This is a genomic window from Cupriavidus sp. a3 (assembly GCF_051015765.1).
In the GTDB taxonomy this organism is placed as follows: Bacteria; Pseudomonadota; Gammaproteobacteria; order Burkholderiales; family Burkholderiaceae; genus Cupriavidus; species Cupriavidus oxalaticus_A.
The window spans coordinates 1,521,098-1,538,744 of record NZ_CP170643.1 but is presented as its reverse complement, the minus strand read 5'-3'; the positions used below and the strand labels follow the sequence as shown (position 1 = coordinate 1,538,744).

Sequence of the window (17,647 nt, the reverse complement as noted above, 5' to 3'; positions counted from 1 at the left end):
GACGCCGATACTGTATAAAATCACAGCATACTGTTTAAACATACAGTGCCCGGCCCGCCGGATGCAGGATTTCGGGGACCGCCCAGTCCGTTGGGCAGCCCATCCAACCCTGCCCAGCGCGCCCGCACGGAACGGCGATCCCATGGCGACCCTGACACCCCGGCAGCAGCAGATTTTCGATCTGATCCGCAATACGATCCGCCGTACCGGCTTCCCGCCGACGCGTGCCGAGATTGCTGCCGAATTTGGCTTTTCCTCGCCAAATGCCGCGGAAGAGCACCTGCGCGCGTTGGCCCGCAAAGGCGTGATCGAGCTGACGCCTGGCGCCTCGCGCGGCATCCGCCTGAAGGTTTCGCGCAGCGACTCGGAAATGCCGGACCAGTTCTCGCTACCCATCCCCGACGTTTTGCAGCTGACGCTGCCGTTGGTTGGCCGCGTCGCAGCCGGCAGTCCCATCCTTGCCGCCGAACATATCGACCGCCAATACCAGGTGGACGCCTCGGTCTTCGATGAACGCCCCGACTACCTGCTGCGCGTGCGCGGCCTGAGCATGCGCGACGCCGGCATTCTCGACGGCGACCTGCTCGCCGTGCGCCGGGCCAGCGAAGCGCCCAACGGCAAGATCGTGGTGGCGCGACTCGGCGACGATGTCACGGTCAAGCGCCTGCAACGGCGCGGCGGCCATATCGAGCTGATCGCGGAAAACCCGGACTTCGCCAACATCATCGTTGAACCGGGGCGCGAAGAGTTTTCGCTGGAAGGCATCGCGGTCGGCCTGATCCGATCCTCCGGCTTCTAGCCGGTCACGGCAGGCGCTTCGCCTGCGCGGACCCACCCGCTTCCATTGCTTTGCAGACGCCGCCCGGCTTGCCGGGTGTTGACCCCGCTTTTGCCTGAAAAAGAGGTGCAACCATGCCGCAAACCCACCACGTCGCCGCCCGCCGCCCGGTCAAGCCGGTGCCCTTCCGCCAGTGCAAGGGCGTGCGCGTCTATCAGGGCGCGCAGCGCCGGACCATGGTAGGCAGCATGGCCGCGATCTGCAGGATGCTTGAACTGGAAACCACTAGCAAGCTGGCCTGATCAGCTACGCGCGCACGCCTTGGTTTCCGTCTCCAGTTCTTCCGGAGTCATCTGCGGGAACCATGTATTAGTCTTGCGCAACTCGACCGCCGTGCCATCCGGCCTGGCGGTCAGCGAGATCAGGTAGGCATACGCAAATTCGCCACTGATCTTTGGCTGTCCGATCCGGATTTCCATCTGGTTCTGTGCCGGCAGGTTGACCATCGTGGCTTCGTCGCCGAGATTGTTGCGCAGGCATTTGGCAACGTCAGCCATTTTTGCCGGCGTGAACAAGCGCATCGGCGGACGCGCACGAATATCTTTCTCCGATGTGCCGGTGGCGCATCCGGCCATCATCGCGGCCACTGCCACGCCAGCCCCTATTACCGCTGCTCGAAAGAACATACGACCCCTTTGGAATGCAAGGCGCGTATGGTACAGGAGCCACATCGATTGTGGGCGTCGCTGGCACTGAAAGGAGCGTCCAAGACGATGACGCAGGGATCTCCATCCCCTCCGCGCAAGCGCGTTTAGCCAGGCCACGCCAGGAAGAGTAGGCCCAGCCCGAGCACCACCGCCGCGAGGATCAAATAGTGGCGCCAGCCGTGCCTCGGATCACCGGTACGGTATGCATGATGGGAATGAGGGATGTGAGGTCTCATGGAGCGAATTGCCGAAAGCTCTTATCCCATCGTAGCCCTTTAAGACCAAGTCGTCCCGCTCGCGCAGCGTCCGCAGCATGCCGCAGCGCCGCCGTCTATTCCGATTCTCTAAGTGCAGTTCGCCTGCATAGGAAGCTGGCCGAAACGCCGCGCGTGTAAGGCGGCGGCACTGGTAAGCGCCAACGCGCCTGAGATGGCGAGTTGGTCGGCGAAGGAATCAAAATGCTTCGGAGTGGCCGCATGAGGCTACAGCCCGGTCTTAGTGTTCTCGACGCAAGCCTTTGCGTAAGCAATTGCTTCAGCCATCGCCTCTTCCTCGCTATTGAACGTGGCTTTGATCTTGTGTCGCAAGCCTGGGACAAACTCGTTTGCGTGATCGATTCTGCGCTCGAACAATACCGATGCCTCCCAGGATCCAGATTTCGACTTCCAGACCGTGCAGTGGCAGAAATACTCCCCTTCTTCGACCAAGGCATGGCTCGACATGGCGCGCTCCCATCGTTTCAGAGGAATCCTAGCATGATGAAAGAACGCCCCATCCGCTTCAACGGCAAGCCTCATCGCCCTCGTCCATCTGCTCGGTCACCGCACTCGGTCGCATACCCGCCAGCGCAAAACGCACGAACGGAATTTCCTCCCTTCTCGGCCGTCTCTTCGCAGTAGTCCAGCGGAGAATGGCTTTTTATGGCACGGCCGATATTCCCACTTCTACTGGTCGGCTTACCGCGCCGAGCAAGCGATCGACGAGCGCCATAAAGTGACTCGCGACAATATTGTGCGCTGCATCACAATTCATAACGAAGCTCTTGTGCGATGCGGCATATGATGTAACGGGGGACCTGTAGTAAGAGCCTTGGGCCCATGCAGCCAAGGCCTCATATCTGTTTTGACGGGGGAATTTCGGTAGCCCAAACGGGCCTTGGCCTATGCAGCCAAGGCCCACTCCATTCTGTGCAAGCGGCGAGGTCAGCGAATACACCCGACGGCAGAAGGAGGGATCCGCCAATGGGTAGCAGCGCCGCTGTTCTCGCCCTGCAGGACATCGACGCGTGTCGGCCCGAGGTGAGCAAGAAATGTTTGCGAGGCAACGGAGCCCCCTCGCCTACCCACAGAGAACGCGCAAATCGGCACGCGCCTTCAGAGCGATCGGCGCCCACTGCTTGCCTGCCCGTAGCTTCGCTACATACGTTGGCTCATAGCACCGCAATTCATGCGCCGGAGTTCAGGATGCCTGGCGGCCGACCGCGATCAAGCGGGGCCTACCTTCAACATCCTCGATGCGCGGCAGGGCGCCCGAAGCAATGTTCTGCCGAACCGCAGCCTTCAATTCAGGAACATCCCAACGCCCCTGCTCGATAGCACCCAGAGCGTCGCCAGTAACTGCGAATCTCCCGCCACAGGCAGCGCAGCGGTATATTTGACTACCGCGCAGGCGATCTTGTCGGTCAAGCCAGCGTCGCGCGAGTGCAGCGCATAGTAAGCAAGGCACGGTTTTGGTTGAACTCACAGTGTGTCCCCGGCGATTGTCAAATCGGCCTTACGGCCGGCCTGCGTCTTGCAACCTGCTTGGGGTCAACATCAGGCACAGCAGGAGATTGGTGGTCCAATCCGGATGCAATGGTGCGCCTGGCAGACCCTCATCGTCACGGTAGCCTTAGGCCTAAGTTTCATTTAAGAAACGTGCCCTGATCTGTTTGCGACACAACAGAGTCAACCAGTGCTGTGCCGTGCCGCACAACGAGGGATGGACAATTCCCGGCGTGGGCCATCGATCACCCCCTTGAGGTGTGGCTCGCCGTCGGTGCTTGGGCTGCGCTGGACGACACCACCATTCGTTTTTCCCTGCGCTGACGGCCCATGCCAAGCAAAGCGCTACCTCTGGATGTGCCGGCCCTCACGGACGAGGAGTCGCGCGACATCGGCCTGCGCATGCGCAATCCGGACGTAAATGACCTGCTCAACTCCTTTACTCGTATCAGATTGCCCTGCAACTGTCACAGGAAGACGCCCTGACTTTCGCGCAGGTCATGGACTGTAGCAGGCGACGACCGTGGAAGCCTTGAACCTCGCCGCAGACCTGTCAGGTACGTGCCCGACATGGTGCAACAGGATGAGCTTCGAGCGGAATTCGAGCGCCTGAAGAAAGGCGACGACTAAACCCCTGAGAGCGGAGCGCCGCGCGTGTGAGAACCAGGCGTGACAGCCGGCAGAGACCGGCACGCTTACAAACGTAGCAGGAACAAACATGACCAAGTACGGAAAGCTGGATTGCCTCATCTTGCGTTCCTTTGGCGAGCAGTCGGCGCAATTTGCTTCCACATCCGCGACCTTCTGTGCGCTCCAGGCCTGTCAATCGTTGCCACGATCTCCGCCTCGACCTCTACCGCCGTCGCCCCCGCGATTTCCTCCACGGTCATCAGCGCGGTTGCCGCCGCGGCCACTGCTTCTGTCTTCGCCACGCTCGGCGCGGCGGTCCGAGCCGCGATTCTCCGCTCGCTCATCGCCGCGATTCCACCCACGCTTCTCACCGCGGTTTTCGCCTTGATTTCCACCACGATTCCAACTGCGGTTGTCACCGTCGTTCCAATCGCGGCCCCTGCTGCGTTTCTCGTCCCGGTCCCAGCCGCGATTCCAGTCACCATCCCATTTGCGATTACCGCCGTAGTACCTGGCGCCGCTCCAATCAGAGTAACCTCCGCCGTAGTATGGGCGCGAGTATCCGCCGTGGTAGTAGCCGTCATCGTAGGGAGCGACAGCACAGCCGGTGAGAAGTGCTGCCGTAGCTACGGTGAGCACGAGAGGGGGTTTCATGGTGACCTGCGTTTGCGGTTGGCGAATTTGCCGCAAGAATACCGACGGGCGACTCCCCCAGTTGTAAGAAATCGTGTCCCGTTGATGATCGTTCATGGCGTGCATCGCCACAGCCATCGGGGTTAATGGCGACGTCGAGGAGGAACTGGTCCTGGATCCCCTCTTCGCCGGACCCGATCACCGGCGCCGGCGCGCGGGACGCCCGATCCGTCGGTGTGGGTGGTGGGGTTCAGGAGGGTCGAGCGACAGACTTAAAACTCGAGTTCTTTCAGCGTCCTGGTGGCCAGGTATGTCGCAGCTTCCTTCGCCTCATCTCTAGTTGGGAAATCCTCCACGGTTTGGTGTGGCACTTCTGCATCCGGCTCTTCTTCCAAACGGCGGATATACACATACCCTCTGAACCGTCCAGGAGCGGTCTCCATAACCGCTATCCGGGCCACATGCGTGTCCGTGGCAAAAAGCTCATCTTCCATGGCAGCCTCCACTTCTAATGTCTCAGGATCGTAGCATGATCAAATCCCCCAGGAACCGCTATGAAACGACTGACCGAGACCACGCTGGACGGTGAGGGCGGATGCATCCTGTCGGATTGCGAGCAGTACCGGTACCGCCTCTGGCGCGCCTGGGACGACAACCGCCCAGCGCTCGGCTTCATCATGCTGAACCCGTCGACGGCCGACCACCACGTCAGCGACCCGACCATCACCAGGTGCCTGCAGCGCGCGCTGGCCGGCAAGTATGGCCGGCTCGAAGTCGTCAACCTGTTCCCACTGCGATCGACGGATCCGGATGGCCTGCTGAGTCATCCGGATCCGCTCGGAGATCCGCCGGGTCGCAACGACGGCGCTGTCATGGATGCAATCGATGGCTGCTCGACGGTCATCTGCGCGTGGGGATCGCACAGAGCGGCACCGGCGCGTGCGGCGGAAGTGCTGCGAATCGTCCGCATGTGCGGCCGCGGCAACCTGCTTTACCACCTCGGACTCAACCATGACGGCAGTCCAAGGCATCCGCTCTACGTCGCGGCCACAGTCCAACCGCGGCCGTACACCGCCTGACCGGACCCGCGAAATATCATCGAGACAACCCCGCAACACAGGGACGCATAAATCCGAGCGCGGTACCCTGCCCGATCTACACGCCTACCCAGCAATTACAGCGCGGGTCTACGACCGGAGCAAAATGGTCAGACGCAAGGCACTCTAGAGCCGTGCAGCGTCAAGGCGGAGCGTCTCCGATTCATAGCCCGGGAACTTAGCGTTGTGCGTGACCTTCGCACCAGGCGCCAACCGCGCTTGAATTTCCGCGACCAAGTGCTCGAGCTTCTGCCAGTCCTTCGCGCCCGCCATGTTCTCTCCTCATTGTTACGGAAAAGTAACATGAGACCGGGGCGAGATTGGAAGGCTATTCCCACCGTGGGAATATGGCGGGAACAGACCACTGTATGGATGTCCAGAAAGCAAAACAGCCGCTTTTGTAAGCGGCTGTTTTGCAAAGAATTTTTGGGGTGGCTGATGGGACTCGAACCCACGACGACAGGAATCACAATCCTGGACTCTACCAACTGAGCTACAGCCACCGTAGAGGTCATCAGCGAAGCGCTGATCGACGAAAACCAAGATTATACAAACACTTTTCCGAGATGGCTAGTATCCCGCACAAATTTTTTACGGGGCTTGCATCACGCCTTGCGCGGCTGCCACTTGGCCTCCAGCAGCACTGCCTCCTTGATTGCAGCAATGGTCTCCGCCTCGGTGTCGAAGTGGCCCAGCAACCGGCGCGACTTTCCGTTGAGGACGGCTTCCTGCAATGCCCTGGCCGCGGCTGCCGAGGTGCCGTGGTGCCAGCAGTAGCGCGCCGTCCATTTGCCATCCTGCAGTTGTTCGGCGACCCAGACCAGCCTGAAGTCCTCAAACACTTCGCCGAATGACTCTTCGTTGTTTGCGTTCCCTTTGTCCACGCTTGCTGCCGTCCGTTCGCCCGTGGCGATGCGAAGAATCGTAGCACGCAGGCCAGGGCGCCAGACATGGGCGCGGAGCGCGGCAGCGAGAGGCCTTTGCGGTAAGTCACCAATCCACAGGCGATTTGGCGTGCACAGCCCCACCTCTGCAGGGTTCTTGCCGGTCGTGCGCACAGCGATACTCTGCTCCGAGGGATATTGACCCCCCTCGATCTTCCCCTCAGGCGGCCCGCCCCATCGGGGGTTCGCTATTGCAATGATTCGCTGGAACCTGGCGCACTGGCAGTGGCCCAACCATCTTCAGGATGAATTGCGGGGAAGGAGCATGCCAACGATGCTTGGACGTCTGGCGGGAGTCTTGCTGCTGCTGGGGATGGTCGCGGCCCTGGGGGGCTGTGCGGCCGGCGGAGCCGATGGACAGGAGTCGGGAATTACGGCCTACGGAACGCTGGACGTGGGCATCAGCCGTACTTCGCGATAGATCCAGCGCTGCCGGCATGACCGATGGAACTCTTTTTCATGCAGTCCGGTCAAACCGGCTCGACTGGCGCGATCGCAGAAGGCCGCAGAAGGCCAAAAAAAGAGTCCGCAGCGCGGACTCTTAACTTTAGCGATCTCAAATGCCCTGAAGGCCGTTGCAATGTAACTGTCATCCGGGGATTGCACCATTCGGGTAAACGAAGAGCGCCGGACGCGCCGACGAAAAAAAGCCCGCCGAAGCGGGCCGAATAATCAGTTGAAGAAAGCCCTGTATTCGAGGGCAGGCACAGTGTAAAAAAGTGCCCTGCCTCGGCGAATTAGGGGAATCCCTTTGCGGGCGCCAGTTCCGGAGCGATCGGACATTGCAAGTGTCGCGTGCGCTACGCTCCCGGGAGGCATGCACAGTTTGGCGATTCGGTGTTAGAGCAGCGATTCAAGCGCCCAAAAGCAGGCCGGTGCTCGATCGCTCAGCGCGACTCGCCCTATGCCGCCAGCGGCTGTGACGCCAGGGGACGCAGGTGTGTACGCGCCTCTGCAAACAGTGCATCCACATCGGCGCGAGTGCGCGCGGCATGCATGCGCTTTGCATCGGACAGCACGCGGCGCCAGCCTCGTCCTCCCGCAACGCCGCGGTACAGCCCCAGCATATGCCGAGTAGCGGCGCCCATGTACCCGCCGCGCTCGACCATGTCGCCGATGTAACCCTGCATCGATAGTTCTACATCCAGCCGCGATCGCACTGCCGCCTCGGCGTCGCCATAGAAGCGTACGTCCACTTCCGCCAGCAGATAGGGCTGGTGGTAGGCCTCGCGGCCAATCATCACGCCATCGACGTGCTGCAGGTGCCGAGCCATCTCGTCATAGGTGGCGATGCCGCCATTGATCAGGATCTCCAGCTGCGGAAATTCCTGTTTCAGCTGGTATGCCACTTCATAGCGCAGCGGCGGGATCTCGCGGTTTTCCTTTGGACTCAGGCCTTTCAGGATGGCATTGCGCGCATGGACGATAAATGTGTCGCAGCCCGCCTCCGCGACCATGCCGACAAAATCCCGCACGAAATCGTAGTGCTCGATGGTATCGATGCCGATGCGATGCTTTACCGTCACCGGGATGCTGACCGCATCGCGCATCGCCTTCACGCAATCGGCAACCAGTTCGGGCTCCGCCATCAGGCAGGCGCCGAAAGCGCCGCGCTGCACGCGTTCGGACGGGCAGCCGCAATTCAGGTTGATCTCCTTGTAGCCCCATTGCTCACCCAACTTCGCCGCCGCGGCCAGGTCTGCCGGCTCGCTCCCGCCAAGTTGCAGCGCGACAGGCTGCTCGGCCGCATCGAAATCCAGGTGGCGCGGCACGTCGCCATGCAGCAGCGCACCGGTGGTCACCATCTCGGTGTACAGCCAGGCATGGCGGCTGAGCTGGCGATGGAAGGTGCGGCAATGGCGGTCAGTCCAATCCATCATCGGCGCCACGGAGACGCGGCGCGGACTTGCCGCGGCAGGTTTACCTTGAAAATGGGTCATCTTGGAACGGATCGGCGCGACCAATCCTCATGCTACTCGCAGATATCAACAACGCCCGGTGGAGGCGATTCCCGTGCGGCGGAGGCGTCGCACAATGCAGCCGCAGCAGTATTGCGGCTTTTCGGGAGGCGCACGAGTTTACCACCCTGGCAGATCTTTCGCCTGAGACGCAGGCCGCCACGACCAGGCTGCAACGAAGGTCGCAGCCGGCGCGGCGAAATCTGAATCTACTCGACGATCCTGACCATGAACGATCAGTAATGCCCGGACGCGGCCGGGCCCAGGGGCTCATCGTGTGGCAGCAGTCTTGTCGATCCACGTGGCGAACGCGGTCAGGAACTTGTCGAGGAACCCCCGCGTGGATTCGTTGGCAATGCCGCCCTGCTCGTCGAGCAGTTTGTCGACACCGCTGATATAGGCCTCGGGCTGCTGCAGGACCGGAACATTGAGGAAAACCATCGACTGCCGCAGGTGATGATTTGCGCCAAACCCGCCGACGGCACCCGGCGAGGCACTGATGATGGCGCCGGGCTTGCCGTCCCAGACGCTGCTGCCATAGGGGCGCGAGCCCACGTCGATGGCGTTCTTCAACGGTGCGGGGACCGAGCGGTTGTACTCGGGCGTGACGAACAGCACCGCATCGGCGCGACGCACACGGTCGCGGAATGCGACCCAGGTCTGCGGCGGCTTGTCGTCCAGGTCCTGGTTGTAGAGCTGCAGGTCGCCGATCTCGACGATCTCCAGCTTGAGTTGTGCCGGCGCCTGCGCGATCAGCGCCTTGGCCAGCTTGCGGTTATACGACTCCTTGCGCAGGCTTCCCACCAGTACAACGACATCACGAGGATTGCTCATCACGGCTCCCTTGTCTGTGTGGACACTTGAAGCGGACGGTGCGGGCGCCATGGCTGGCATGGCTAGCCGCGCCGGTCCAGCCACCACTCTACCCGAGTCGCGACTGGTCCGCCGCGAAGCGAGCGGCGCGCACGGCCGCCCGGCCATGTGAACGGGCGGTCAGGCGCCCTTGCCCAGCGCGGCCAGCGGATGGTCTTCCGTACGCCACGGGCTGTCGAAGAACGACTGGATCGTCTCGCGGCCAACCTCATCCAGCCGGGCATGCTGCCAGCGCGGCTTGTGGTCCTTGTCGATCGCCAGGGCGCGGATGCCTTCGACGCCGTCGCCATTGCGGAACACGTAGTACATCATGTCCAGTTCCATGCGCAGCTCATCTTCGAGCGACATGCCGCGCGCGCGCCGGATCTGCTCCAGCGACACGCACAGCATCAGCGGCGAGCGGCTGCGCAGCATGGCAGCGGTCTGCGCGGCCCAGTCGCCCGGCGCATCGCTGACGGCCGCCAGGATGTCCTGCGCGGTATTGCCGGAGAACAATGCGTCGATCTGTGCGGACAGGCCAGCCAGCGTGCTTTGCGCAGGCAGGCAGTCTGCGCGGTGCGGTGCGGTGAAGCCATCGATATGCGCGACGACGGCCTCGCCGCTGGCAAACTGCTGCGCGCGCAGCGAAGCGACCAGCTCGGCCAGCCGGTTGCCCGGCAGGTAGGCATCGGCCAGGCCTGCGTACAGCGCATCGGCCGCGCTGATCGCGGTGCCGGTCAGCCCCAGGTATTCGCCGATATGGCCCGGCGTGCGTGCCAGGAACCAGCCGCCGCCGACATCGGGGAACAGGCCGATATTGGTCTCGGGCATGGCCACCCTGGTGCGCTCGGTGACCAGGCGCAGCCGGGCCCCTTGCGAAATACCCATGCCGCCACCCATCACCACGCCGTCCATCAGCGCGATATAAGGCTTGGCGTAGCGGTGGATCAGGAAATTGAGCGCGTATTCCTCGACAAAGAACTGGTCGAGCAGCGGATCGCCTTCATGCGCCGCCTTGTGGAAGTAGCGGATATCGCCGCCAGCGCAGAATGCCTTGCCGCCGGCACCGGCAACCACCACCGCCACCACTTCGGGCGCCGAAGCCCACGCCTGCAGCGCCTGGGTCATGGCGCGGATCATGTCCAGCGACAGTGCGTTGAGCGCCTGCGGACGATTCAGCGTCAGGTATCCGATGCCACCGTGGACTTCGGTCGTGACGAATTCAGTCATGTCTTGCTCCTCCAATGCAACTGGCGATTTTACGCCAGTCGCACCGGCAGGCGTACCCCGTGGGCGGCTTGCGGCGCATGCAAGGGCCATGCGCGTGCGCCGCCGGCGGCCGCGTTCAGGCCAGCCTGAACGTCGCCACCAGCGCCGTCAGGCGCTGCGCCTGGTCTTCCAGCGAAGCGGCCGCGGCGGCGGCCTGCTCGACCAGCGCCGCGTTCTGCTGGGTCATGCTGTCCATCTGCGACACCGCCACGTTGACCTGCTCGATGCCGTGCGACTGTTCGTCCGACGCCGCGCTGATATCGCCGATGATGCCGCTCACGCGCCGCACGGCGTGGACGATGTCCTCCATGGCGCGGCCGGCATCGTCGACCAGTCCCGTTCCTTCGCGCACGTTCGCCACCGAAGCGCCGATCAGCGTGCGGATTTCCTTCGATGCGCCGGCGCAGCGCTGCGCCAGGTCGCGCACGTCGCCCGCGACCACCGCGAAGCCGCGGCCGTGCTCGCCGGCGCGCGCCGCTTCGACGGCGGCATTGAGCGCGAGGATATTGGTCTGGAACGCGATCTTCTCGATCACGTCGATGATGTCCACGATCTTGCTCGAACTGCCGTCGATCGAACGCATGGTATCGACCACGCGCGACACCGCCTCGCTGCCCCGCTCTGCCAGCGCGCTGGCGTCGGTGGCCAGCGTGCGCGCCTCACGCGCGCTGTCGGCATTCTGGCGCACGGTACTGGTCAGCTCTTCCATGCTCGATGCGGTTTCTTCCAGCGATGCGGCCTGTTGCTCGGTACGCTGCGACAGGTCGGCGTTGCCGCTGGCGATCTGCTTGCTGGCCGAGGCAATGGCATCGGCACCACCGCGCACTTCACCCACCATCGCCACCAGGCTGTATTGCATGCGGCCCAGCATGCCGAGCATGCGCGCGGTTTCGTTGCGCGCCGACTCATCGGCCTGCACGCCACCGCCGTCCGCTGCCTGGACACTCAGGTCGCCGCCGGCGATCCTGTCGAAGCGCGCGATGGCGACATCGAGGGGCTGCACGATCGAACCGCGCAGGCGCCACGCCACCACGGTACTGAACGCCAGCCCGAGCACCAGTGCCATGACCGACAGCGTGAACAGGTTGCGATAACGGTGCTGCGACGCTTCGTAGACCTCCCTCGCGCTGGCCAGCTGCAGCTTGTTGAGTTCGGCATTGGCCGCGGTGAAGGCGATGTCGAGCCTGGGGATTTCCTCGAGCACGTACTTCATCACGGCATCGCGATCGGCCGCGTGCAACGCGGCGATCATGGGTGCCACACCTTGCTTGAACAGTGCGTCGCGCTTGGCGGTGACATCATCGACCATTCTCTCCTCATCAGCCGGGCGCTGCAGCGCAAGGTAGGCCTTCCATGCTTTCTCGGAATCGCGCGCAAAACCCTCGGCGGTCGCGGCGCGGGCCTTGGCGTCGGCGGGGTCCGTGGCAAAGGTGGCCTGGTCGAGCAGCACCCGCACCAGCAGCTGGTTCGAGCGCGCCTCGGCAAGATGCACCGCTGCCGACAGCTGCTGCGAATAGATCTGGCGCGTGGCATCGTTGCTGCGCGACATGCCGAGCCAACCGACGGCACCGACAATCAGAAGCAACAAGTTGGTAACGATGGTCAGGAACCACAATCTGGCTCCGATGGTGGTGTTCTTGAACATTGAAGCTCCGGGGTTAGAAGGGCGAAAAATGCGGGGCGAAGGCGTTTGCGAAACCAGGGGACGTGGCATGCCGCCCCCCTGCTCATCTACGGCGCGCACAACGGTTCCTTAACCCGGATTACTTGCCTTCCAATGCGCGACACAACTGCGCATCAGTACAGCAATGCGGGGATACGCCCGATGCGGCTCACCCGCGTCATCGCGCATGTTTGGAGGAACTCCTCGTAGCAATTCCGCATGAAATGTGCACACTTGCGGGATGACCACCGAATCGCTCGATCCCGAACTCGTGCTGCTGGCGTTTGCGCCGGTCTTCCTGTTGGCCATTGCCGGCGAGGCCTGGTACTGGGCACGCCGCGACCGGTCGGTGTACAGCCTGCGCAATACCGTCTCCAATGCGACGCTCGCGCTAATGCACCAGGCCTCGGACGCCTTCTTCCTCTGGCTGATGATCCGGACGGTGTATAGCTGGTGTTACCGGCATGGATTGCATGCAGTCCCGGAGACGGCGTGGTCGTTCGCGCTGTTGCTGCTGTTGCAGGACTTCCTGTACTACTGGTTCCACCGCGCCAGCCATCGCGTGCGCTGGCTATGGGCGTCGCACGTGACGCATCACTCGTCGGAAGGCATGAATTTCTCGACGGCGTTCCGGCAGAGCCTGACATATCCGCTGTCCGGGATGTGGCTGTTCTGGATTCCGCTGGCGTATATCGGCTTCACGCCGGACTGGGTGATCCTGGCCGTGGGCCTGAATCTGGCATTCCAGTTCTTCGTCCATACGCGGCTGGGGCGGCGCCGGCCGTGGATCGAATCGGTGTTCAATACGCCTTCGGTCCATCGCGTGCATCACGCCAGGAACCCGCGGTACATCGACCGCAACTACGCCGGCGTGCTGACGGTATGGGACAGGCTCTTCGGCACCTTCGTCCCCGAGCGGGAGGCGCCGGTGTACGGCATCACGCGGCAGGTGCGCACGCACAATCCGCTGACGCTGACCTTCCACGAATGGCGCGACATGTTCGTGGATGCGTGGCGCGACCGGGATTTGCGCTACCTGTGGAAGCCGCCGGAATGGCGCAGCCCGCGTGCGTCTGCCACGGAGGTGCTTCCGGGAACGTAGGAGCCAGATGCATCTGGTGACGCGGCGGGAATAAAAAAACCGCGCTCGAAAGCGCGGTTTTTTTGACACCGAAAGCGCTTATGCGCCTTCGCGTGCGGCACGCTTGCGCTCATGCTCCTTCAGGTGGCGCTTGCGCAGGCGGATGCTCTTCGGCGTGAGCTCGACCAGTTCGTCGTCGGCGATGAATTCCACCGCGTACTCGAGCGACATCTGGATCGGCGGCACCAGGCGCACGGCTTCATCGGTACCCGAAGCGCGCACGTTGGTCAGCTGCTTGCCCTTGATCGGGTTGACCACCAGGTCGTTGTCGCGGCTGTGGATGCCGATGATCATGCCTTCGTACAGCGCATCGCCCGGCTTGACGAACATGCGGCCACGGTCCTGCAGCTTCCACAGCGCGTAGGCCACCGCATCGCCGTCGTCCTGCGAGATCAGCACGCCGTTGTGGCGCTCGCCCAGGCCGCCTTCGCGCACCGGCGCGTAGTCGTCGAAGATATGGCTGATCAGGCCGGTGCCGCGCGTCAGCGTCAGGAACTCGCCCTGGAAGCCGATCAGGCCGCGGGCCGGGATGCGGTATTCCAGGCGGGTACGGCCCTTGCCGTCCGACGCCATGTCGAGCAGTTCGCCCTTGCGGCGGCCCAGCTCTTCCATCACGCCGCCCTGGTGGCTGTCTTCGACGTCCACGGTCAGCAGTTCGTACGGCTCGTGCTTGACGCCGTCGATTTCCTTGAACACCACGCGCGGACGCGACACGGCCAGCTCGTAGCCTTCGCGGCGCATGTTTTCCAGCAGGATGGTCAGGTGCAGTTCGCCGCGGCCCGACACTTCGAAGACGGTGTCGTCGCCGGTATCGGCCACGCGCAGCGCCACGTTCGACTTCAGTTCGCGGTCAAGGCGCTCGCGCAGCTGGCGGCTGGTCACGAACTTGCCTTCACGGCCTGCCAGCGGCGAAGTGTTGACGCAGAAGTTCATGGTCAGCGTCGGCTCGTCCACCTTCAGCATCGGCAGCGCGTCCTGGGCGTCCGGCGCACACACGGTGCAGCCGATGCCCAGTTCTTCGATGCCGTTGATCAGCACGATGTCGCCGGCTTCGGCCTCGGGCACGATCTCGCGCTCCAGGCCCTGGAACTTCAGCACCTGGTTGATGCGGCCCTTGATCGGGTTGCCTTCCGGGCCGAACTTGACCACCACGTCCTGCAGCGGACGGGCGCGGCCACGCGAGATGCGGCCCACGCCGATCTTGCCGACGTAGCTGGAGTAGTCCAGCGAAATGATCTGCAGCTGCAGGGGGCCGTCCCGGTCGTCGTCACGCACCGGCACCTTGTCCAGCACGGTCTCGAACAGCGGCTTCATGTCGCCGTCGCGCACGTCTTCGGTGAGGCCGGCAAAGCCGTTCAGGCCCGATGCGTAGATCACCGGGAAGTCGAGCTGCTCATCGGTCGCACCCAGCTTGTCGAACAGGTCGAAGGTCTGGTTGATGACCCAGTCCGGGCGCGCGCCCGGACGGTCGATCTTGTTGACCACCACGATCGGCTTCAGGCCCAGCGCCAGCGCCTTGCGCGTGACGAAGCGGGTCTGGGGCATCGGGCCCTCGACCGCGTCGACCAGCAGCAGCACGCCGTCGACCATCGACAGCACGCGCTCCACTTCACCGCCGAAGTCGGCGTGGCCCGGGGTGTCGACGATGTTGATATGGGTGCCGTTGTATTCGACGGCACAGTTCTTCGCGAGAATCGTGATCCCGCGTTCCTTTTCCAGGTCGTTCGAGTCCATCACCCGCTCGGCGACTTGCTGGTTGTCGCGGAAGGTGCCTGCCTGGCGCAGGAGCTGGTCGACCAGGGTGGTCTTGCCATGATCGACGTGGGCGATGATGGCGATGTTTCGGATGGCGCGGGTCATTGCTGCGTCTCGCTAAGAGCGGCCCTCGCAAGGAGGGTCGGAGAATCTGAGGTAACCCAACATTCTAGCATGTTGCGGCGCAAGATGCGTTGACTCAACCGTCACTCCCTTAGCAAATATTATTTCACAAAACGAAATAACGAATTTCCGTTCTTGCGCATCCTTAAACATGAACATATATTTGCCTCAGCAAAGATTGCAAAGGCAAAGATGTCAAAGGACCCTACCTCCGGACCGTCGGCAGCAGATACCACACTGTTCGATCCCGCCAAGTACCAGATGTGCGACAGCGTCGGCTATCTGCTGCAACGCGCGAAGAACACGCTGGCACATAGCGTCGAGCAGGAGGTCAGCAGCCTGGACATCACGCATGCGCAGGCCAGCTGCCTGATCATGATTGCCACCGGGCGTGCCGCTACCGTCACAGACCTGGGGCGCGAACTGAACACCGACATGGGCTCGGTTACGCGTCTGCTGAGCCGCATGGAAAAACGCGGCCTGGTCGAACGCCAGCGCCGCGACGACGACCGCCGCGTTGTCGACCTGTTGCTGACCGAACAGGGCCAGGCCCTGGCAGACCGGCTGCCGACCATCTTCTGCAAAGTACTTTCCCAGCACTTCAGGGGGTTTTCCGCCGACGAACTCCAGTTGCTGAAGACCATGCTGCGCCGGGTCATCGATAACAACAGCGGCTAGCGGCATGCCGGCCGGAACCCGGCAAGGCAGACCGTCCGGCACGCCGGACCACACCGCACCACCCGTCACAAAGCATGGCTCCGCACACGGAGCGACACCATGAAACAAGCACTCTCTTCACAAGCCCCCCTGTCGGCACGCCCGCGCCAGCTGGCACGCCGCGCGGGCACGCTGGCATTCACCGTCGTGGCCGCGGCGGTGCTGGCCGGCTGCGCCGCGCTCGGCAATTCGCACAGCACGCAGACCATGGCCGAGCCGGCCGCGATGGCCAGCTCGCAAACCCTGCCCGGCGAACACGGCCAGTGGCCCACGCAGGACTGGGTAGACCAGTTCAAGGACCCGCAGCTGAGCGCGCTGGTTGATGAAGCGGTCAAGGACAACCCCAGCCTGCAGGCTGCGTTTGCGCGTGTGGAAGCTTCGCGCGCCATGGCCGATGCCACCCGCAGCGCGCTATATCCGCACGTGGAGTTCGAAGGCAGCCTGATCCGCCAGCGCTTCTCCGAGAAGGATCTGTTCGAAGGCACGCCGCTGGCCGGCTCGTGGCAGAACCAGTCGCGGCTGCAGGTCGGCCTCTCCTATGACTTCGACTTCTGGGGCAAGAACCGCGACGCGCTCGAAGCCGCGCTGTCGGACGACCGTGCCGCCGAGGCGGAAAGCCAGGCCTCGCGCCTGATCCTGGCGACCTCGATCGCGCGCAACTACGCCCGCCTGGCCGCGCTGTATGCCCAGCGCGACGTCGCCGAGCGCGCCATCGCGCAGCGCCGCGACCTGACCGAGCTGTCGCGCCAGCGGCTGGCCGCCGGCCTGGACACGCAGGTCGAGACCACGCAGGCACGCGGCACCGTGGCCGCGTCGCAGACCGACCTGCAGCGCGTCGACGAAGAGATCGCGCTGGCCCGCAACCAGCTCGCCGCGCTGCTGGGCAAGGGCCCGGACCGCGGCTTGCAGATCCAGCCGCCGGTGCTGCTGGCCCAGTCCACACCCACCCTGCCCGACGACCTGACCATCGGCCTGCTTGGCCGCCGTCCCGACCTGGTGGCTGCGCGCTGGCGCGTCGAAGCGGCATCCAAGGACATCAATGTCGCCAAGAAGGAATTCCTGCCCGACGTCAGCCTGACAGCGTTCGCCGGCCTGGCCGCGCTGGACCCGTCCAATCTGCTGATGGGCATCAGCCGCACCTTCGGCATCGGCCCGACCATCCGTCTGCCGATCTTCGAGGGCGGCAGGCTGCGCGCCAACCTGAAGGGCAAGTATGCCGGCTATGACATCGCCGTGGCCAACTACAACCAGGCGCTGGTCGATGCGCTGCGCGAAACCGCCGACACCATGACCAGCATCCGCAGCGTCGACAAGCAGATCGAGAGCCAGCGCGAAGCACTGGACCTGGCCGAGCACGCCTACGTACTGGCGACCACGCGCTACAAGGCGGGCCTGGGCACGCAGCTGACCGTGCTGAACGCGGAAAGCAACGTGCTGCAGCAGCGCCGGCTCGCGACCGACCTGCAGGCACGCCGCCTCGACTTGCAGATGGGCCTGATGAAGGCCCTCGGCGGCGGCTACCAGGAACCTGCCGAAGGCGAAGAGAGCCACGCCGGCCACAGCCAGGCCGGCACGGCGCAGCAACAGGACAAGACCCAGGCGGGCGCCCGCGGCTGA

General features: G+C 63.4%; 17 protein-coding genes and 1 tRNA gene. 6 read left to right on the top strand and 12 right to left on the bottom strand.

The window, feature by feature from the left end; genetic code table 11:
* Positions 1-142: 142 nt before the first annotated feature.
* Positions 143-799 carry a transcriptional repressor LexA gene (gene lexA / locus ACAD63_RS07365; protein ID WP_434033651.1) on the top strand — a complete coding sequence of 219 codons (657 nt, stop codon included), beginning with the start codon at positions 143-145 and terminating at the stop codon, positions 797-799.
* A gap of 113 nt (positions 800-912) precedes the next feature.
* The gene (locus ACAD63_RS07360; RefSeq protein ID WP_165971523.1) at positions 913-1,080 is read left to right on the top strand and encodes a hypothetical protein; all 168 of its coding nucleotides are present in this window, start codon (positions 913-915) and stop codon (positions 1,078-1,080) included.
* Here the strand turns inward: ACAD63_RS07360 and ACAD63_RS07355 are convergent, their stop codons facing one another.
* From ACAD63_RS07355 to ACAD63_RS07340, 4 genes are all read right to left on the bottom strand, one after another.
* The gene (locus ACAD63_RS07355; RefSeq protein WP_240745881.1) at positions 1,081-1,431 is read right to left on the bottom strand and encodes a hypothetical protein; all 351 of its coding nucleotides are present in this window, start codon (positions 1,429-1,431) and stop codon (positions 1,081-1,083) included.
* Between the two features lie 536 nt (positions 1,432-1,967).
* Positions 1,968-2,207 (bottom strand): hypothetical protein, encoded by a 240-nt coding sequence (locus ACAD63_RS07350; protein ID WP_133096468.1) that lies wholly within the window; start codon positions 2,205-2,207, stop codon positions 1,968-1,970.
* A 1,787-nt stretch (positions 2,208-3,994) separates the two neighbouring features.
* Positions 3,995-4,363 (bottom strand): hypothetical protein, encoded by a 369-nt coding sequence (locus tag ACAD63_RS07345; RefSeq protein WP_167884590.1) that lies wholly within the window; start codon positions 4,361-4,363, stop codon positions 3,995-3,997.
* A gap of 420 nt (positions 4,364-4,783) precedes the next feature.
* Positions 4,784-5,005, bottom strand: a complete 222-nt coding sequence (locus ACAD63_RS07340; protein WP_133096470.1) for a hypothetical protein — start codon at positions 5,003-5,005, stop codon at positions 4,784-4,786.
* A 60-nt stretch (positions 5,006-5,065) separates the two neighbouring features.
* Between ACAD63_RS07340 and ACAD63_RS07335 the strand changes: the two genes are divergently transcribed.
* Positions 5,066-5,590, top strand: coding sequence for a DUF1643 domain-containing protein (locus ACAD63_RS07335; protein ID WP_135705476.1), 525 nt, complete (start codon positions 5,066-5,068; stop codon positions 5,588-5,590).
* Between the two features lie 144 nt (positions 5,591-5,734).
* On the opposite strand, the gene ACAD63_RS07330 is transcribed toward ACAD63_RS07335, so the two are convergent.
* The 7 genes from ACAD63_RS07330 to ACAD63_RS07300 all read right to left on the bottom strand — a co-directional run bounded on the left by ACAD63_RS07330 (position 5,735) and on the right by ACAD63_RS07300 (position 12,276).
* The gene (locus ACAD63_RS07330; protein ID WP_167884591.1) at positions 5,735-5,881 is read right to left on the bottom strand and encodes a hypothetical protein; all 147 of its coding nucleotides are present in this window, start codon (positions 5,879-5,881) and stop codon (positions 5,735-5,737) included.
* 154 nt (positions 5,882-6,035) lie between these two features.
* Positions 6,036-6,111 (bottom strand) — tRNA-His (locus tag ACAD63_RS07325).
* 102 nt (positions 6,112-6,213) lie between these two features.
* Positions 6,214-6,492, bottom strand: coding sequence for a hypothetical protein (locus ACAD63_RS07320; RefSeq protein WP_195427693.1), 279 nt, complete (start codon positions 6,490-6,492; stop codon positions 6,214-6,216).
* 962 nt (positions 6,493-7,454) lie between these two features.
* Positions 7,455-8,432, bottom strand: a complete 978-nt coding sequence (gene dusA, locus ACAD63_RS07315; protein ID WP_434033650.1) for a tRNA dihydrouridine(20/20a) synthase DusA — start codon at positions 8,430-8,432, stop codon at positions 7,455-7,457.
* A gap of 348 nt (positions 8,433-8,780) precedes the next feature.
* Positions 8,781-9,344, bottom strand: coding sequence for an NADPH-dependent FMN reductase (locus tag ACAD63_RS07310; RefSeq protein WP_133096474.1), 564 nt, complete (start codon positions 9,342-9,344; stop codon positions 8,781-8,783).
* Between the two features lie 159 nt (positions 9,345-9,503).
* Complete coding sequence (locus ACAD63_RS07305; RefSeq protein WP_434033649.1) at positions 9,504-10,592, bottom strand: enoyl-CoA hydratase/isomerase family protein; 1,089 nt, start codon at positions 10,590-10,592, stop codon at positions 9,504-9,506.
* Between the two features lie 115 nt (positions 10,593-10,707).
* The gene (locus tag ACAD63_RS07300; RefSeq protein WP_434033648.1) at positions 10,708-12,276 is read right to left on the bottom strand and encodes a methyl-accepting chemotaxis protein; all 1,569 of its coding nucleotides are present in this window, start codon (positions 12,274-12,276) and stop codon (positions 10,708-10,710) included.
* Between the two features lie 259 nt (positions 12,277-12,535).
* Between ACAD63_RS07300 and ACAD63_RS07295 the strand changes: the two genes are divergently transcribed.
* Positions 12,536-13,396, top strand: coding sequence for a sterol desaturase family protein (locus ACAD63_RS07295; protein WP_434033647.1), 861 nt, complete (start codon positions 12,536-12,538; stop codon positions 13,394-13,396).
* A 78-nt stretch (positions 13,397-13,474) separates the two neighbouring features.
* On the opposite strand, the gene typA is transcribed toward ACAD63_RS07295, so the two are convergent.
* The gene (gene typA, locus ACAD63_RS07290) at positions 13,475-15,295 is read right to left on the bottom strand and encodes a translational GTPase TypA (RefSeq protein WP_133096478.1); all 1,821 of its coding nucleotides are present in this window, start codon (positions 15,293-15,295) and stop codon (positions 13,475-13,477) included.
* 210 nt (positions 15,296-15,505) lie between these two features.
* Here typA and ACAD63_RS07285 point away from each other — a divergent pair, with 210 nt between their 5' ends.
* Positions 15,506-15,991 carry a MarR family winged helix-turn-helix transcriptional regulator gene (locus ACAD63_RS07285; protein WP_133096479.1) on the top strand — a complete coding sequence of 162 codons (486 nt, stop codon included), beginning with the start codon at positions 15,506-15,508 and terminating at the stop codon, positions 15,989-15,991.
* Between the two features lie 99 nt (positions 15,992-16,090).
* Positions 16,091-17,647, top strand: a complete 1,557-nt coding sequence (locus ACAD63_RS07280; protein ID WP_135705481.1) for an AdeC/AdeK/OprM family multidrug efflux complex outer membrane factor — start codon at positions 16,091-16,093, stop codon at positions 17,645-17,647.

What these genes read in the sequence shown, in the direction of transcription:
- ACAD63_RS07340 (WP_133096470.1), bottom strand. Translation starts at nt 5,005, where the DNA reads ATGGAAGATGAGCTTTTTGCCACGGACACGCATGTGGCCCGGATAGCG.
- ACAD63_RS07350 (WP_133096468.1), bottom strand. Translation starts at nt 2,207, where the DNA reads ATGTCGAGCCATGCCTTGGTCGAAGAAGGGGAGTATTTCTGCCACTGC.
- ACAD63_RS07295 (WP_434033647.1), top strand. Translation starts at nt 12,536, where the DNA reads ATGACCACCGAATCGCTCGATCCCGAACTCGTGCTGCTGGCGTTTGCG.
- ACAD63_RS07310 (WP_133096474.1), bottom strand. Translation starts at nt 9,344, where the DNA reads ATGAGCAATCCTCGTGATGTCGTTGTACTGGTGGGAAGCCTGCGCAAG.
- ACAD63_RS07305 (WP_434033649.1), bottom strand. Translation starts at nt 10,592, where the DNA reads ATGACTGAATTCGTCACGACCGAAGTCCACGGTGGCATCGGATACCTG.
- lexA (WP_434033651.1), top strand. Translation starts at nt 143, where the DNA reads ATGGCGACCCTGACACCCCGGCAGCAGCAGATTTTCGATCTGATCCGC.
- dusA (WP_434033650.1), bottom strand. Translation starts at nt 8,432, where the DNA reads ATGATGGATTGGACTGACCGCCATTGCCGCACCTTCCATCGCCAGCTC.
- ACAD63_RS07345 (WP_167884590.1), bottom strand. Translation starts at nt 4,363, where the DNA reads ATGGTGACTGGAATCGCGGCTGGGACCGGGACGAGAAACGCAGCAGGG.
- typA (WP_133096478.1), bottom strand. Translation starts at nt 15,295, where the DNA reads ATGACCCGCGCCATCCGAAACATCGCCATCATCGCCCACGTCGATCAT.
- ACAD63_RS07360 (WP_165971523.1), top strand. Translation starts at nt 913, where the DNA reads ATGCCGCAAACCCACCACGTCGCCGCCCGCCGCCCGGTCAAGCCGGTG.
- ACAD63_RS07335 (WP_135705476.1), top strand. Translation starts at nt 5,066, where the DNA reads ATGAAACGACTGACCGAGACCACGCTGGACGGTGAGGGCGGATGCATC.
- ACAD63_RS07280 (WP_135705481.1), top strand. Translation starts at nt 16,091, where the DNA reads ATGAAACAAGCACTCTCTTCACAAGCCCCCCTGTCGGCACGCCCGCGC.
- ACAD63_RS07285 (WP_133096479.1), top strand. Translation starts at nt 15,506, where the DNA reads ATGTCAAAGGACCCTACCTCCGGACCGTCGGCAGCAGATACCACACTG.
- ACAD63_RS07300 (WP_434033648.1), bottom strand. Translation starts at nt 12,276, where the DNA reads ATGTTCAAGAACACCACCATCGGAGCCAGATTGTGGTTCCTGACCATC.
- ACAD63_RS07330 (WP_167884591.1), bottom strand. Translation starts at nt 5,881, where the DNA reads ATGGCGGGCGCGAAGGACTGGCAGAAGCTCGAGCACTTGGTCGCGGAA.